A 15,863-nucleotide genomic window follows, 5' to 3' on the forward strand; every position below is an offset into this window, starting at 1 on the left:
TGTGGCGACCTGATTGTCTATGCTGATCAAAAGCCCGCTGCACGCTGTGCGAAAGGCGAGGCGACAAACGGTTTTTGACCAATCGGACCAGTTGATACAGGTCACTCGTTGTAGATAAAACAAAATATTGCCACTAAAAAGGCTTGTTTTCTATTTTTATGCGAATAATCTTGTAATTCCAACAACAAATCGACGGCGGCGCAGTTAATGACTCTTCGAATCGCAATCAATGGTTTTGGCCGCATCGGCCGCAACGTCCTCCGTGCACTGTATACCCAAGGCTATCGTCGCGACTTGCAGATCGTCGCCATCAACGACCTGGGCGACAGCGCGATCAATGCCCATCTGCTCAAGTTCGACACCGTGCATGGCACTTTCGATGCCGACGTCCAGCACGATCATGAAAGCCTGACGGTCAACGGCGACCGCATCGCCGTCAGCGCCATTCGCAACCCGGCCGAACTGCCCTGGGCCGCCGAGAAGATCGACGTGGTGTTCGAATGCACCGGCCTTTTCACCGACCGTGCCAAGGCTGCCGCGCACATCAGCGCAGGCGCCCGCAAGGTGATCATCTCGGCCCCGGCCAAGGGCGCCGATGCCACCGTCGTGTATGGCGTCAACCACGACATCCTGCGCCAGTCCCACCAGATCATCTCCAATGCGTCGTGCACCACCAACTGCCTGGCCCCGGTGGCCCAGGTGCTGCACCGCGAGCTAGGCATCGAAAGCGGCCTGATGACCACCATCCATGCCTACACCAACGACCAGAACCTGACCGACGTCTACCACAGCGACCCGTACCGTGCCCGTTCGGCCACCCAGAACATGATCCCGAGCAAGACCGGCGCCGCCGAAGCCGTGGGCCTGGTGCTGCCGGAACTGGCGGGCAAGCTGACCGGCATGGCCGTGCGTGTACCGGTGATCAATGTGTCGCTGGTGGACCTGACCGTGCAGCTCAAGCGCGAGGCGTCGGCCGATGAAGTCAACGCGCTGCTCAAGCAGGCCAGCCAGCACTCCAAGATCCTCGGCTACAACACCCTGCCGTTGGTCTCCAGCGATTTCAACCACAACCCGCTGTCGTCGATCTTCGACGCCAACCACACCAAGGCCAGCGGCAAGCTACTCAAGGTACTGGCCTGGTACGACAACGAGTGGGGCTTCTCCAACCGCATGCTGGATAACTGCCTGGCGTTGTGTAACGCGGAGTAACTCAGCTGAGCTTTGGTGGGAGCGGGCTTGCTCGCTCCCACAAGGTTTACCACAAGACCGATGAAATGAAGGCTTGACCCATTACGCAGATGATAAGCATTATCATCTACTCGAACCGGATCGGGCCCTACCGTGAGTCAATCGCGTTTTCATCACGTCTTTCTCGCCCAGCGTACCCCGCTGCTGCGCACCCTCGAGCGGATGGTCAACAACCCGAGCACCGCCGAAGACCTGTTGCAGGAGACCTACCTACGGGTCACCCGCGCCCTGAGCGAGCGCACCGTCGATCATCTCGAACCCTTTGTCTTCCAGACCGCCCGCAACCTGGCGCTGGACCATTTGCGCGCGCGGCGAATCCAGTCGCGAACCCTGGTCGACGACGTGCCGCAGGACGTCGTGAACAACGTGATCGCTCCCCAGAGCAGCGCCGAAGACGCCGCCCATGCCGAACGAATGCTCGAACGCCTCAACGTCAGCCTGCAATCCCTCAGCCCGCGCCAACGGCAGGTCTTTATTCTCAGTCGGCTGCATGGCCACAGTTACCAAGACATCGCGCAACGGTTGAACGTGTCCCTGAGCACCGTGCAAAAAGAACTGAAATTGATCATGGCTATTTGCGTGGGCGTGGCCGAACGCAACCCATGACGACAAGCCGGATGCCGGATGCAGGCTTGCCAGTTACCGCTTGCGGCTTGTAGCGTGTGTTTGCCGCCAATAATGAGAATCCACCGTGACGGACAACCATCGCCCACCTGAAGCCGCCGAGGCACAGGACACCGCCCACGCCATGGACCAGGCGCTGGACTGGTTGATCCTGCTCGACAGCCCCAGCGAGGAGCAACGCCGGCACTTCCAGGCCTGGCTGGCGGCCGATCCACGCCACGGCGAAGCGTTCGCCAGGGCGCAGGCGATCTGGAATGGCCCGCAGATTATCGAAAGCGCCCGGCAATTACGGGATCGGCCAAACGTCACCGCGCTGTCGCGCCTGCGCGCCCATTGGAAACCCCTGGCTACTGCTGCCGTGCTGGTGCTGGGCCTGTTCAATTTCAGCGACTTGCCGCTGCGCTTCCAGGCCGACCACCTGACCGTGGTCGGTGAGCGCCAGCGGCTGCAACTGGAAGACGGCTCCAAGGTCCTGCTTAACACCGATTCGGCCTTCTCCAGTTCATTCGACGAACATCGGCAAGTGGCCCGACTCTACAAAGGCGAAGCATTCTTCGAGGTGCCGGCCAGCCGTCACCTGCCGCTGGAGCTGGACGCCGGTCCGGTCACCGCCAGCGTCAGTGACACCTCGTTTGCCGTGCGCTACGTGGACGGCGTCGCGCAGGTCCAGGTGCAGCGCGGCGACATCGACCTGCGGGCCACCCGGTACGACACCCACGTACGGCTGTCAGCGGGCGAAAGCATCCGTATCGGCCCCAACGGCTTCGACCGCCCGGCGCGGCTCGATGCCGGAACGGAACTGGCCTGGGTCCAAGGTCGGCTGGTGTTCGAAAACCGGCCGCTGAGCCAGGTTCTGGCGGAGTTGCGACGCTACTACCCAGGCTGGATCATCAACACCAACGAACGGCTGGCCAACGTCGCGGTGACGGGCAACTACCGCCTCGACCAGCCGCTGGATGTGCTCCGTTCCCTGGCCCACATCACCTCCGCGCGGCTGCAGGAATTCCCGGCGTTGGTGATCTTGAACTAAATGAGAATTATTTTTACTCGATAGCCTTCGCTGGTTCGTCTCGTTATAGCCAATGCAATTGATTCGCATCTTCACGATGCCGATCTGCACCTATAACAGATGCGACACGGAGCGCTATCGATGTCCTCTCGCCTTACTTGCCGGTTCCTCGTACCTTCCTGCGCGCTGTCATTGCTGACCACCGCCATCCTGATGGCCGGCGCCGTGCCGGCTGCCCTTGCCGCCGGGCAACCGCCCGCCCACAACATGGGCGACTACACCTTCAATATCGCCCGGCAGCCCTTGGTCTCCGCGCTCAACGCATTCACGACGGTGACGGGCTGGCAAGTCGGCTTGCCGGCTGAACTGGCCGAAGGCATCGCCTCGCCGGGTGTGAACGGCTCGCTTTCGCCGGAAAAAGCCTTGGAGCGCCTGTTGGTGGGGACCGACTTGAGCTACCGCAAACTGAGCAGCAAAAACATCGTTCTGGAAAAACGCAGCGCCGGCACAGTGCTGGACTTGCAGCAGGTGACCATTAGCGCCACCCGCCAGGAACAGAACATCACCCGCGTACCGAGCACCGTTTCCATCCACGATCGCCAGGAACTCGATCGCAACAACGTCAACACCATCAAGGATCTGGTGCGCTACGAGCCCGGTGTCTCGGTGGGCGGCGCGGGCCAGCGCGGCGGCATCAGCGGCTACAACATCCGCGGCATCGACGGCAACCGGATCCTGACCCAGGTCGACGGCGTGGAAGTGCCGGGCGGTTTCTTCAATGGCCCCTATGCCAAGACCCAGCGCAACTACGTCGACCCGGAAATCATCAAGCGCGTGGAAATACTCCGTGGCCCGGCCTCGGTGCTGTACGGCAGCAATGCCATTGGTGGCGTCGTCAGTTACTTCACGCTCGATGCCGATGACATCATCAAGCCCGGCCAGGACGTCGGTGCACGCCTGAAGACTGGCTACAGCTCCGCCGATGAGAGCTGGCTCAAGTCCGCCACCGTCGCCGGTCGCAACGGGCCATTCGACGGCCTGCTGCATTACAGCCAGCGCGACGGCCATGAAATCGAATCCTATGGCAGCAACAATGGCACCGGCCTGGACCGCACCGCGGCCAACCCGGAAGCTGTGCGCGCCGACAATGTGCTGGCCAAACTCGGCTGGGACTACAGCGATGACGCACGCCTGAGCCTGGTGTACGAGAAGTACAAGGATGATCGCGACAGCGATCTGAAAAGCGCCTATGGCGGCCCCTACGCCAACGGCCAACCGGCCATTCCCGCCTCCATCCTGCCCGGCGGCATGTACCAGTGGCGCACCGGCAACGACACCATCACCCGCGAACGTTTCGGCCTGGAGCACAGCTTCGCCCTCGACAGCTTGCTGGCGGACAACATCAAGTGGAGCCTGAACCACCAGATCGCCAAGACCGACCAGAGCACCGCCGAGTTCTACTTCCCGATCACTCGTCGGGTACTGCGCACACGGGAAACGCTTTATGAAGAAAAGCAGTGGGTGTTCGACGCGCAGCTGGACAAGTCATTCAGCATTGCCGACACCGATCATGCGCTGACCTACGGCACCACGCTCAAGCAACAAAAAGTCACCGGCTCACGCAGCGGCAACGGCGTATGCCTGGCGGTCGGCGTGGGCTGCCCCACCGTCGGCGCCATCAGCACGCGGGACGTGCTGGCAAAAGCCAGTGACTTTCCCGACCCGACCATCAACACCTACAGCCTGTTCGCCCAGGACCAGATCAGTTGGGACAAATGGACCTTCACGCCAGCGCTGCGCTACGACTACACCCAACTCAAGCCACACCTGACCGAGGAATTCCTCAACACCGTAGACCCTACCGCCGGCGGTGAAGTCAGCGATGAAAACAAGACCTGGCATCGCGTCTCGCCCAAGTTTGGCCTGACTTATGCGCTGACTGACCAGTACACCTGGTACGGCCAATATGCCGAGGGCTTCCGCACACCGACCGCCAAGGCTTTGTACGGTCGTTTCGACAACCCAGGCGCGGGCTACAGCGTGGAACCCAATCCCGACCTGGAACCGGAAAAAAGCAAGAGCTACGAAACCGGCCTGCGTGGACGCTTCGACTCCGGCTCGTTCGACGTGGCGGTGTTCTACAACAAATACCGCGACTTCATCAACGAAGATGCCATTACCCCCGGTTCAAACCAGTTGACCTTCCAGAGCAACAACATCAAGCACGCGACCATCAAGGGCATTGAAGCCAAGGGCCGCCTGGACCTGGACGTGTTCAGCGCGCCACGGGGGCTCTACACCCAAGGCTCGGTGGCCTACCTCTATGGCCGCAACGATGACAGCGGCGAACCGCTCAACAGCGTCAACCCGCTGACCGGGGTGTTCGGCCTGGGCTACGACCAGGAGCAGTTCGGCACCTTGCTCAGCTGGACCCTGGTGAAGAAGAAAAACCGTGTCGACGACAGCAACTTCAACTCCCCCGACGGCGTCAGCAGCCAGTTCAAGACGCCGGGCTTCGGCATCCTCGACCTGAGCGGGTACTACAAGGTCACCGACGACGTCACCGTCAGCGGCGGCGTCTACAACCTCACCGACAAGAAATACTGGCTGTGGGACGACGTGCGCGGCTACGACAGCGTCGGCGAAGCGGCGGTGCTGAGCCCGGCCAACCTCGATCGCCTGACCGCGCCTGGGCGCAACTTCGCGGTCAATCTGATCTGGGATATCTGATCCAGCGTTCAGCCAAAACAATTATCTGTGGCGAGGGGATTTATCCCCTCGCCACAACTTCCACTCGAAGGAAATTTTTCATGACTACACAACGCCCCGTTTCCCGCTCCCAACGGCTGAACCAGATCACCCACGAGCCCCACAGCAGGCTCGACGCACTGGTCAAGGCCCATGCGCCATTCGAAACCCAGGCCAGCTACGCCCGCTTCGTTGTCGCCCAGTACCAGTTCCAGTCGGAACTGGTGGCGCTGTACAACGATGCGCAATTGACCGCGTTGATTGCCGATCTGCCCGCCCGCTGCCGCGCCGACGCAGCGAAGGCGGATCTCGCCGACCTGGACACCGAAGTCCCCGCGCCGGTGGCCGGTGCGGTGAACAATCCGACCCAGGCCGAAGCACTGGGCTGGCTGTTTGTCTCCGAAGGCTCCAAGCTCGGCGCCGCCTTCCTGATCAAGCGTGCCGTGGGCCTGGGACTGAGCGAAACCTTCGGTGCCCGCCACTTGGCAGAACCGACGGGCGGCCGTGCCGAAGGCTGGAAAACCTTCATCCGCACCCTGGATGGCCTGGCCTTCACCGAACAGCAGGAAGCCGAGGCGGACAAAGGCGCGCTGGCGGCTTTCAACCGGTTTACGGTGTTGCTGGAGCAAGCCTACGCGACCGAACTGGCCTGACTTCCACCATCCCAGCGGGAGCGAGCTTGCTCTCGCTGGGGCGCGTAGCGGCCGCCGACACTGGTTTGATCTATGCTCGCTCTCTGGTTCAGGAGGGCTTCTCAATGTCAGACCTACTCACGTCCATGCAAATCGCCATTGGCTTGCCCACGACACCGATCCCCTTCACCGGCGAAGGCGCCCTGCCCTCGGCCTTCGCCGTCACGGAACTGGCCAGCGCGAGCATAGGTGTGGCCGGTCAAGCGGTCGCCGAGCTTATCCATCAGCAAACCGGTCGCCTGCCGTCGCTGGAAGTCGACCGGCGCCTGGCCTCGTTCTGGTTTTCCACCTCCATTCGGCCCGTTGGCTGGAGCGTACCGCCCCTGTGGGATCCGGTGGCGGGCGACTACGCCACTGCCGACGGTTGGATCCGCCTGCACACCAACGCGCCGCATCACCGCCAGGCAGCGGAAAAGGTGCTCGGCGCCTGCACCGACCGCGCCGACATGGCCAGCAAAGTGATCCGTTGGAACAAGGCCGAACTGGAGCAAGCCGTGGTTGATGCCGGCGGTTGCGCCGCGCAGATGCGCTCCTGGCAGGCGTGGCAAATCCATCCGCAGGGCATGGCGGTCAATGCCGAGCCTCTCGTCCATTTGGATAACGCAGCACAAGGTTCGCCTGCGCCCTGGCTCGGCTCCGTTGCACAGCCCTTGGCGGGCATCAAGGTGCTGGACTTGACCCGCGTGCTGGCCGGCCCGATCGCCAGCCGCTTTCTCGCCGGCCTGGGCGCCGACGTGCTGCGCATCGACCCGCCGAGCTGGAACGAACCCGGCGTCGTACCCGAAGTCACCCTCGGTAAACGTTGCGCTCGCCTCGACTTGCATCAGCCCGCCGACCGCGCGGCGTTCGAGGCACTGCTCAAGGAAGCCGACATCCTGCTGCACGGCTATCGCGCCGATGCACTCGAACGCCTGGGCTACGGCGCCGCACAGCGCCGGCAACTGGCGCCCGGCCTGATCGATGTGTGCCTCAACGCCTACGGCTGGAGCGGCCCCTGGCAAGAGCGCCGCGGCTTCGACAGCCTGGTTCAGATGAGCTGTGGCATCGCCGAGGCCGGCATGGCCTGGAAACAGTCGGACAAACCGACTCCGCTGCCGGTCCAGGCGCTCGATCACAGCACCGGTTACTTGATGGCGGCCAGCGCAATTGTGCTGGTGAGTCGACGCTTAGCCACCGGTCATGGCGGCTCGGCACGCTTGTCGCTGGCGCGTACGGCGAAGCTGTTGATCGAGGGCGGCACCGGCAGCAAGGTTGCGTTGCGCCCCGAAGACGAGGCAGACCAGGGTCTGTTGGTGGAACAGACGCCTTGGGGGCCGGCGCATCGTTTGCAGGTGCCGCTGAAGATCACCGGCACGCCGCTGCAATGGGCGTTGCCGGCCGCCGAACTTGGGGCTCATCGGGCGCAGTGGTAATCCCCCGATCGCTATCGCGATAGCGGCGAACCAGACACCACGACACCCACGTCGAACAGTTATCTGACCTGGATCAGATGCCGGCCTTTCTAATCGACTTAGGCTGTTGACTCTCTTCCCCGCATGGGAGTCATGCAATGTCTGATACCCCCGGAAAACTTCGACTCGGCGCGCTGGTCGCGCTGGTAGTGGGCTCGATGATCGGCGGCGGGATCTTTTCCCTGCCGCAGAACATGGCCGCCAGCGCTGACGTCGGCGCCGTGTTGATCGGTTGGGCCATCACCGCCGTCGGCATGCTGACCCTGGCCTTCGTGTTCCAGACCCTGGCCAACCGCAAGCCCGACCTGGACGGCGGCGTGTACGCCTACGCCAAGGCCGGGTTCGGCGACTACATGGGCTTCTCATCGGCCTGGGGCTACTGGATCAGCGCCTGGCTGGGCAACGTCGGCTACTTCGTGTTGCTGTTCAGCACCCTGGGCTACTTCTTCCCGATCTTTGGCGAAGGCAACACCGTCGCCGCGGTGATCGGTGCCTCGGTGTTGTTGTGGGCGGTGCATTTCCTGGTGCTGCGTGGCATCAAGGAAGCGGCGTTCATCAACCTGGTGACCACGGTCGCCAAGGTCGTGCCGCTGCTGCTGTTCGTGCTGATCGCGGTGTTCGCGTTCAAGTTGGAGATCTTCACCGCTGACATCTGGGGCCTGAAAAATCCGGACCTGGGCAGCGTAATGGATCAGGTGCGCAACATGATGCTGGTCACCGTGTGGGTGTTCATCGGCATCGAGGGCGCGAGCATTTTCTCGGCCCGCGCCGAAAAACGCAGCGACGTCGGCAAGGCCACCGTCATCGGTTTCATCACCGTGCTGTTGTTCCTCGTGCTGGTGAACGTGCTGTCGCTGGGGATCATGACCCAGCCGGAACTGGCGAAGTTGCAGAACCCGTCCATGGCCGCCGTGCTGGAGCATGTGGTCGGTCACTGGGGCGCGGTGTTGATCAGCGTCGGCCTGATCATCTCGCTGCTCGGTGCCCTGCTGTCCTGGGTGCTGTTGTGCGCGGAGATCATGTTCGCCGCCGCCAAGGACCACACCATGCCGGAGTTCCTGCGGCGCGAGAACGCCAACCATGTGCCGGCCAATGCCCTGTGGCTGACCAACGCGATGGTTCAACTGTTCCTGGTCATCACGCTGTTTTCCGCCAGTACGTACCTGTCGCTGATCTACCTCGCCACCTCGATGATCCTGGTGCCTTACCTGTGGTCGGCGGCCTACGCAGTGTTGCTGGCGGTGCGCGGCGAGACCTACGAAGGCTTCGCGGCCGAGCGGCGCAAGGACCTGTTCATCGGCGCCGTCGCGCTGATCTATGCGGTTTGGCTGATCTATGCCGGCGGCGTCAAGTACCTGCTGCTCTCCGCCCTGCTCTATGCCCCCGGCGTGATTCTGTTCGCCAAAGCCAAGCTTGAACTGGGCAAACCGGTTTTCACCTCGATCGAGAAGTTGATTTTCGCTGCTGTGATCGTCGGAGCCCTGGTGGCGGCTTACGGCCTCTACGACGGCTTCCTGACCCTGTAACGCTGATGCATTTATCTGGAGGATTACGGTAATGACCACGGAAAAAGTGAAGTACGGCGTCCACTCCGAAGCTGGAAAATTGCGCAAAGTCATGGTCTGTTCACCCGGTCTGGCCCACCAGCGGCTGACGCCGAACAACTGCGACGAGCTGCTGTTCGACGACGTGCTGTGGGTCAACCAGGCCAAGCGCGACCACTTCGATTTTGTCACCAAGATGCGCGAACGCGGGATCGACGTCCTGGAGATGCACAACCTGCTGACTGACATCGTCGCCATCCCCGAAGCGCTGGACTGGATTCTGCAGCGCAAGATCACCGCCAACTCGGTGGGCCTGGGCCTGGTGCATGAAGTCGGCGCCTGGCTGCGCAGCCTGGAGCCGCGCAAGATCGCCGAATTCCTGATCGGCGGCGTCTCGGCCGATGACCTGCCGGACAGCTTCGGCGGCAAGACCATCCAGATGTTCCGCGACTTCCTCGGCCACTCCAGCTTCATCCTGCCGCCGTTGCCCAATACCCAGTTCACCCGCGACACCACGTGCTGGATCTACGGCGGCGTGACCCTGAACCCGATGTACTGGCCGGCGCGACGCCAGGAAACCCTGCTGACCACGGCCATCTACAAATTCCATCCGCAGTTCACCAATGCCGAATTCGAAATCTGGTACGGCGACCCGGACCACGACCACGGCAACGCCACCCTCGAAGGCGGCGACGTGATGCCGATCGGCAACGGCGTGGTGTTGATCGGCATGGGCGAGCGCTCGTCGCGCCAAGCCATCGGTCAGTTGGCGCTGAACCTGTTCAAGCACAACGCCGTGGAGCGCGTGATTGTCGCCGGCCTGCCGAAATCCCGCGCGGCCATGCACCTGGACACCGTGTTCAGCTTCTGCGACCGCGACCTGGTCACGGTTTTTCCGGAAGTCGTCAGCCAGATCGTGGCGTTTTCCCTGCGCCCGGACGAGAGCAAGCCCGGTGGCATCGACGTGCGCCGCGAGGAAGGCAGCTTTATCGACACCGTGGCCGCAGCGCTCAAGTTGCCGACGCTGCGCGTGGTGGAAACCGGCGGCAACAGCTTCGCCGCCGAGCGCGAGCAATGGGACGACGGCAACAACGTCGTGGCGGTGGAACCGGGCGTGGTCATCGGCTACGACCGCAACACCTACACCAATACCCTGCTGCGCAAGGCCGGCGTGGAAGTCATCACCATCAGCGCCAGCGAACTGGGCCGGGGCCGGGGCGGCGGCCATTGCATGACCTGCCCGATCATCCGCGACCCGATCGATTACTGACCTTCGAGCCTGGGCCGTTTTTATCGAGAACGGCCCAGCGGATAACCGACACCCAAGGAGATCCACCATGGCTTTCAACATGCGCAACCGCAGCCTGCTGAGCTTGATGCACCACACCAACCGCGAGCTGCACTTTTTGCTGGACCTGTCCCGCGACCTCAAGCGCGCCAAATACACCGGCACCGAGCAGCCGCACCTCAAGGGCAAGAACATCGCGTTGATCTTCGAGAAGACCTCGACCCGCACCCGCTGCGCCTTCGAAGTCGCGGCCCATGACCAGGGCGCGCACGTCACCTACATCGACCCGGTGTCGTCGCAGATCGGCCACAAGGAAAGCATGAAGGACACCGCCCGGGTCCTGGGACGGATGTTCGACGCCATCGAATACCGAGGCTTCGAACAGGAGATCGTCGAAGAGCTGGCCAAGTTCGCCGGGGTGCCGGTGTTCAACGGCCTGACCGCCGAATTCCACCCCACCCAAATGATCGCCGACACCCTGACCATGCGCGAGCACAGCGACAAGCCGCTGCATGACATCAGCTACGCGTACCTGGGCGATGCCCGCTACAACATGGGCAACTCGCTGCTGATGATCGGCGCCAAACTGGGCATGGACGTGCGCATCGGCGCGCCAAAAGCGCTGTGGCCGCACCAGGATTTCATCGACCAGTGCCAAGCCTTCGCCGCCGAAAGCGGCGCACGGATCACCATCACCGAAGACCCGCAGGAAGCGGTCAAGGGCGTGGACTTCATCCACACCGATATCTGGGTGTCCATGGGCGAGCCGGTGGAAGCCTGGGACGAGCGCATCGAGCAGTTGCTGCCCTACCAGGTCAATGCGCAGATGATGAAGGCTTCGGGCAACCCCCGGGTGAAATTCATGCACTGCCTGCCGGCGTTCCACAACAGCGAAACCAAGGTCGGCAAGGACATCGCCGCCCGCTATCCGAACCTGGCCAACGGCGTGGAAGTGACCGAGGAGGTTTTCGAATCCCCGGCCAACATTGCCTTCGAACAGGCGGAAAACCGCATGCACACCATCAAGGCAATCCTGGTGGCGGCGTTGGCGGATATTTAAATACCCGACGCGAAACACTGTGGGAGCGAGCTTGCTCGCTCCCACAGGGGACCGCATTGTTCGTTCCATTTTTGAAAGGACAGCACTATGCGCATCGTCGTCGCCCTGGGCGGTAACGCCCTCCTGCGTCGGGGTGAACCCATGACCGCAGACAATCAACGCAGCAACATCCGCACCGCCGCCGAACAGATCGCCAAGATCCACCCCGGCAATGAACTCGTCATCGCCCACGGCAACGGCCCGCAGGTCGGCCTGCTGTCGTTGCAGGCGGCGGCCTACACCTCGGTCACGCCGTACCCGCTGGACGTGCTCGGCGCCGAAACCGAAGGCATGATCGGCTACATCATCGAACAGGAACTGGGCAACCTCCTGGACTTCGAAGTGCCCTTCGCCACGCTCTTGACCCAGGTCGAAGTGGACGCCAACGACCCGGCGTTCCAAACCCCCACCAAGCCCATCGGCCCGGTCTACAGCCAGGAAGAAGCGCAAAGACTGGCCGCCGAAAAAGGCTGGGCCATCGCCCCGGACGGCGACAAGTTCCGGCGCGTGGTTGCCAGCCCCAGGCCCAAGCGCATCTTCGAGATCCGCCCGATCAAATGGCTGCTTGAAAAAGGCAGCATCGTGATCTGCGCCGGCGGTGGCGGCATTCCGACGATGTATGACGCCCACGGCAACCTGCAAGGCGTGGAAGCGGTGATCGACAAGGACCTGTGCTCGGCGCTGCTGGCCGAACAACTGGAAAGCGATCTGCTGGTCATCGCCACCGACGTCAACGCCGCGTTCATCGACTTCGGCAAGCCGACCCAGAAAGCCATCGCCCAGGCCCACCCCGACGACATGGAACGACTCGGCTTCGCCGCCGGGTCCATGGGGCCGAAGGTGCAAGCCGCCTGCGAATTCGCGCGCAACACCGGGAAGGTCGCGGTGATCGGGTCGTTGTCGGACATCGATGCTATCGTCCAAGGCACGGCGGGCACGCGTATCAGCACAGCGACGCCAGGAATTGTTTATAGGTAACGGGAAAACTTATACGGCAGGCGCGGTGTCTGCCGTTCTCCATGCCTTCAAAGGAGAGACGCTGATGGCCACGTTCCAACCCGGACACCTGCACATGGAGCGCCATGCGCTGAACAAGGATGATTTCAGCTACAACCTGTGCATCGACTACGAAATTGCACAGGATCCCAAGGAGGGAAAGGGCATGTCATTCCGCCTGCACGGTACGGTGGAAGACAAGAACGTGGACGAAACGTTTTTCCTGGCCAAGGACCAAGCCTTCGACTTCGCCCGCCATGCCACACGCATCGCCCAGCAATACGGCTTGCCCAAGGCCGCCAGCATCGGCTCGATGCACAAGTACTACGATGAGATGTTCGAAGACGTGCGCATGCAACTGGACGTCAAGCCGGGGGATCCGATGAAGCCCGAGCACCTGGAATAACTGGCTGGGAAATGCTGCCATTCCTGACATGAAATGAACCTGTGGCGAGGGAGCTCGCTCCCGCTCGGTTGCGCAGCGACCGCAAGAGCTTGGGGCCGCTGCGCGTCCCAGCGGGAGCAAGCTCCCTCGCCACAAGGAAACAGGGCTTGAGCCTTGAGGCCTGGCCCCAACAGGGGAATATCAGTGTTCTGAATATCGGGTTACACACAAAGCCTGCCTCGCTGGCAACCCGCCACAGCTGACCTATGCTGAAGGTAGTACCCCCGGGTATTCGTTCAGAGGTCATCGCCATGAACATCAAAACAAGAAGACGCCTCGCCATTTTCCTGACCTGCACTGCCACGCTCGCGCTGTATGGCACCGCGGCTTATCGGGTCGAGCAGGCCAGGCAATTGCCCCGAGACTACGCCAGTTGCAACTTCGAACGCTGCATACCGCACAACGCATCCCTGAACGCTCTGCGCTGAAGCGGCCTCAGTCGTCCTGCTGATCGGTCTTGAGCCGGTCGCGGAAGGCCTTTGGCGAAATGCCGACACGCCGGCGAAACAACCGGGTGAAGTTGGTCGGGTCGGAGAAACCGAGTATCTCGGAAATCTCAAAGATCGTCATGCCGGTATACGTCAGCAGTCGCTTGGCTTCCAACAACTGCCGCTCATGCATGATCTGCAATGCCGGTTGCCCCGCCAGTTCGCGACAGGTGCCGTTGAGGTGGGACACCGAAATGCCCAGGCGATGGGCCAAGTCTTCGACCTTGACGTGCTGGCGATAGGTTTCTTCCACCAGTTGGATATACCCGTTGAGGTATTCCCGCGCTCGTTGCGGGCGCTGGGTGGAGGTGCGCCGGCTCATCACTTGGCGACTGACCCAGACCATGATCACGCTGACCAGCGCGTGCATGAGCATTTCCCGGGCGGGTTGATGGCCGACGTACTCGGCCTGCAAGGCACTGAACAAACTGTTGAGGTAATCGACATTCTCCCCGGCCGGGTAGGCTTCGGCCTGGGCCAGGATGTTGACCGAATGGCCCAACTGCCCTTGCAGGTGCGTGACCAGCGGCGCCGCCAGGGTCACGACATAACCCTGCACATCCTCGGAAAACCGAAAACCATGGACCGACAGCGGCGGCAGGATCTGCACCGCCGGCTCATCGAGCCGGGTGCGCTGGCCTTCAATCTCCAGCTCTGCCTCGCCCTTGAAGACAAACAGCAACTGGCACAGGTCGGCGTGCCGATGGGGTTTGATTTCCCATTGGTGCTCGCTGCTGCGGCTGGAGATGGTTTCGCAGTGCAGCAGGTCCGGCGTGGGCCAATCCTGGCTTTCGCCATAGAGCTTGAACACCGGGATCGAAGGCAGCTCAGTTTTCTTCATAACGAGGATCGGCCTCGGGTTACGGGCGGTAATCGCACCGATTGGCAGAAAGTACAGGTTTCAGCGCAGTTTTCCCCTTCAATTGACAGGTCCGCAAGCGAAAAATGCACGCCAGGATTACTAAAAATAAACGTCGACCCTGGTCGCGTGCCTCTTGCGAGTCATAACAACAATGAAAACCCTCAAGACCCAAGTCGCCATTATCGGCGCCGGCCCCTCTGGGCTGCTGCTCGGCCAGTTATTGCACAACGCCGGGATCGACACCGTGATCCTCGAACGCCAGACGCCCGACTACGTGCTCAGCCGCATCCGCGCCGGTGTACTCGAACAGGGCATGGTCCAGCTGCTGCGCCAGGCCGGAGTCGGCCAGCGCATGGACACAGAGGGCCTGCCCCATGATGGCTTTGAACTGGTCCTCAACGGCCGCCGCGTGCACATTGATCTCAAAGGCCTGACCGGCGGGCAGAACGTCACGGTCTACGGCCAGACCGAAGTCACCCGCGACTTGATGGCGGCGCGCGAGGCATCCGGCGCTCGCACGCTGTATCAGGTCGACAATACCCAGCCCCACGACCTCGCGACCGATCACCCCTTCGTGACCTTCGAACACGCCGGCGAAACCTGGCGCCTGGACTGCGATTACGTCGCCGGCTGCGACGGTTTCCATGGTGTGGCGCGGCAATCGATCCCGGCGGAAAAACTCCAGGTCTTCGAACGCGTCTACCCGTTCGGTTGGCTCGGCATTCTCGCCGACACCCCACCCGTCCACGAAGAACTTGTGTACGCTCGCCACGAGCGGGGCTTTGCCCTGTGCAGCATGCGCTCACGGACTCGCACCCGTTATTACCTGCAAGTGCCCGCCGATGAACAAGTGTCCGACTGGCCGGACGAGCGTTTCTGGACCGAACTGAAAAACCGCTTGCCCGCCGATTTAGCCGAAGCGCTGGTGACCGGCCCCTCCATCGAAAAAAGCATCGCGCCGCTGCGCAGTTTCGTTGTCGAACCGATGCAATACGGACGGCTGTTCCTGGTGGGCGACGCCGCCCACATCGTCCCGCCGACCGGTGCCAAGGGGTTGAACCTGGCCGCCAGCGACGTCAGCACGTTGTTCAACATCTTGCTCAAGGTCTATCGCGACGGCCGCGTGGATCTGCTGGAACGCTATTCCGAAATCTGCCTGCGACGGGTCTGGAAAGCCGAACGATTTTCCTGGTGGATGACCTCGATGCTGCACCGCTTCGATGACGATGCGTTCAACCAGCGCATCAGCGAAGCGGAGCTGGAATACTTTGTCGACTCCGAGGCGGGCCGCAAAACCATCGCGGAAAACTACGTCGGCCTTCCTTACGAGGCTATCGAATAGGCGACTACCGATTTAAACTGCGGGCTT

The 15,863-nt window shown here is 62.1% G+C and carries 14 protein-coding genes; 13 read left to right on the forward strand and 1 reads right to left on the reverse strand.

The features are described 5' to 3' along the window. Positions 1–207: 207 nt before the first annotated feature. From gap to J3P79_RS20440, 12 genes are all read left to right on the forward strand, one after another. Complete coding sequence (gene gap / locus J3P79_RS20385) at positions 208–1,209, forward strand: type I glyceraldehyde-3-phosphate dehydrogenase (protein WP_305496333.1); 1,002 nt, start codon at positions 208–210, stop codon at positions 1,207–1,209. Positions 1,210–1,341: 132 nt separating this feature from the next. Then, a complete protein-coding gene (locus tag J3P79_RS20390; protein ID WP_434605370.1) occupies positions 1,342–1,854 on the forward strand; it encodes an RNA polymerase sigma factor in 513 nt (170 codons plus the stop codon). A gap of 85 nt (positions 1,855–1,939) precedes the next feature. After that, the gene (locus J3P79_RS20395) at positions 1,940–2,902 is read left to right on the forward strand and encodes a FecR family protein (protein ID WP_434605371.1); all 963 of its coding nucleotides are present in this window, start codon (positions 1,940–1,942) and stop codon (positions 2,900–2,902) included. Between the two features lie 120 nt (positions 2,903–3,022). Next, entirely contained in the window at positions 3,023–5,611 is a 2,589-nt protein-coding gene (locus J3P79_RS20400; RefSeq protein ID WP_434605372.1) for a TonB-dependent receptor, read from the forward strand. Between the two features lie 80 nt (positions 5,612–5,691). After that, positions 5,692–6,282 carry a biliverdin-producing heme oxygenase gene (locus tag J3P79_RS20405; protein WP_434605373.1) on the forward strand — a complete coding sequence of 197 codons (591 nt, stop codon included), beginning with the start codon at positions 5,692–5,694 and terminating at the stop codon, positions 6,280–6,282. A 104-nt stretch (positions 6,283–6,386) separates the two neighbouring features. Continuing rightward, positions 6,387–7,733 carry a CoA transferase gene (locus J3P79_RS20410; RefSeq protein WP_434605374.1) on the forward strand — a complete coding sequence of 449 codons (1,347 nt, stop codon included), beginning with the start codon at positions 6,387–6,389 and terminating at the stop codon, positions 7,731–7,733. Positions 7,734–7,870: 137 nt separating this feature from the next. Continuing rightward, positions 7,871–9,298: an arginine-ornithine antiporter gene (gene arcD, locus J3P79_RS20415; protein ID WP_434605375.1), complete on the forward strand. Its 1,428-nt coding sequence runs from the start codon at positions 7,871–7,873 to the stop codon at positions 9,296–9,298. A 31-nt stretch (positions 9,299–9,329) separates the two neighbouring features. Beyond that, the gene (gene arcA / locus J3P79_RS20420; RefSeq protein WP_434605376.1) at positions 9,330–10,586 is read left to right on the forward strand and encodes an arginine deiminase; all 1,257 of its coding nucleotides are present in this window, start codon (positions 9,330–9,332) and stop codon (positions 10,584–10,586) included. A 67-nt stretch (positions 10,587–10,653) separates the two neighbouring features. Then, the gene (locus J3P79_RS20425) at positions 10,654–11,664 is read left to right on the forward strand and encodes an ornithine carbamoyltransferase (RefSeq protein ID WP_181289317.1); all 1,011 of its coding nucleotides are present in this window, start codon (positions 10,654–10,656) and stop codon (positions 11,662–11,664) included. Positions 11,665–11,751: 87 nt separating this feature from the next. Beyond that, entirely contained in the window at positions 11,752–12,681 is a 930-nt protein-coding gene (gene arcC, locus J3P79_RS20430) for a carbamate kinase (protein ID WP_434605377.1), read from the forward strand. Between the two features lie 64 nt (positions 12,682–12,745). Beyond that, the gene (locus J3P79_RS20435; protein ID WP_434605379.1) at positions 12,746–13,105 is read left to right on the forward strand and encodes a DUF5064 family protein; all 360 of its coding nucleotides are present in this window, start codon (positions 12,746–12,748) and stop codon (positions 13,103–13,105) included. A gap of 290 nt (positions 13,106–13,395) precedes the next feature. Continuing rightward, positions 13,396–13,572 carry a hypothetical protein gene (locus J3P79_RS20440; protein WP_196304748.1) on the forward strand — a complete coding sequence of 59 codons (177 nt, stop codon included), beginning with the start codon at positions 13,396–13,398 and terminating at the stop codon, positions 13,570–13,572. A 7-nt stretch (positions 13,573–13,579) separates the two neighbouring features. On the opposite strand, the gene J3P79_RS20445 is transcribed toward J3P79_RS20440, so the two are convergent. After that, entirely contained in the window at positions 13,580–14,473 is an 894-nt protein-coding gene (locus tag J3P79_RS20445) for a helix-turn-helix domain-containing protein (RefSeq protein ID WP_434605380.1), read from the reverse strand. Between the two features lie 172 nt (positions 14,474–14,645). Between J3P79_RS20445 and pobA the strand changes: the two genes are divergently transcribed. Next, on the forward strand, positions 14,646–15,836 hold the full coding sequence (gene pobA / locus J3P79_RS20450; RefSeq protein WP_434605382.1) for a 4-hydroxybenzoate 3-monooxygenase: 1,191 nt from the start codon (positions 14,646–14,648) through the stop codon (positions 15,834–15,836). Positions 15,837–15,863: the final 27 nt, after the last annotated feature.

Source organism: Pseudomonas sp. R1-7, from assembly GCF_051132105.1.
GTDB lineage: Bacteria > Pseudomonadota > Gammaproteobacteria > Pseudomonadales > Pseudomonadaceae > Aquipseudomonas.

What these genes read in the sequence shown, in the direction of transcription:
- gap (WP_305496333.1), top strand. Translation starts at nt 208, where the DNA reads ATGACTCTTCGAATCGCAATCAATGGTTTTGGCCGCATCGGCCGCAAC.
- J3P79_RS20400 (WP_434605372.1), top strand. Translation starts at nt 3,023, where the DNA reads ATGTCCTCTCGCCTTACTTGCCGGTTCCTCGTACCTTCCTGCGCGCTG.
- J3P79_RS20405 (WP_434605373.1), top strand. Translation starts at nt 5,692, where the DNA reads ATGACTACACAACGCCCCGTTTCCCGCTCCCAACGGCTGAACCAGATC.
- J3P79_RS20410 (WP_434605374.1), top strand. Translation starts at nt 6,387, where the DNA reads ATGTCAGACCTACTCACGTCCATGCAAATCGCCATTGGCTTGCCCACG.
- arcD (WP_434605375.1), top strand. Translation starts at nt 7,871, where the DNA reads ATGTCTGATACCCCCGGAAAACTTCGACTCGGCGCGCTGGTCGCGCTG.
- arcA (WP_434605376.1), top strand. Translation starts at nt 9,330, where the DNA reads ATGACCACGGAAAAAGTGAAGTACGGCGTCCACTCCGAAGCTGGAAAA.
- J3P79_RS20425 (WP_181289317.1), top strand. Translation starts at nt 10,654, where the DNA reads ATGGCTTTCAACATGCGCAACCGCAGCCTGCTGAGCTTGATGCACCAC.
- arcC (WP_434605377.1), top strand. Translation starts at nt 11,752, where the DNA reads ATGCGCATCGTCGTCGCCCTGGGCGGTAACGCCCTCCTGCGTCGGGGT.
- J3P79_RS20435 (WP_434605379.1), top strand. Translation starts at nt 12,746, where the DNA reads ATGGCCACGTTCCAACCCGGACACCTGCACATGGAGCGCCATGCGCTG.
- J3P79_RS20440 (WP_196304748.1), top strand. Translation starts at nt 13,396, where the DNA reads ATGAACATCAAAACAAGAAGACGCCTCGCCATTTTCCTGACCTGCACT.
- J3P79_RS20445 (WP_434605380.1), bottom strand. Translation starts at nt 14,473, where the DNA reads ATGAAGAAAACTGAGCTGCCTTCGATCCCGGTGTTCAAGCTCTATGGC.
- pobA (WP_434605382.1), top strand. Translation starts at nt 14,646, where the DNA reads ATGAAAACCCTCAAGACCCAAGTCGCCATTATCGGCGCCGGCCCCTCT.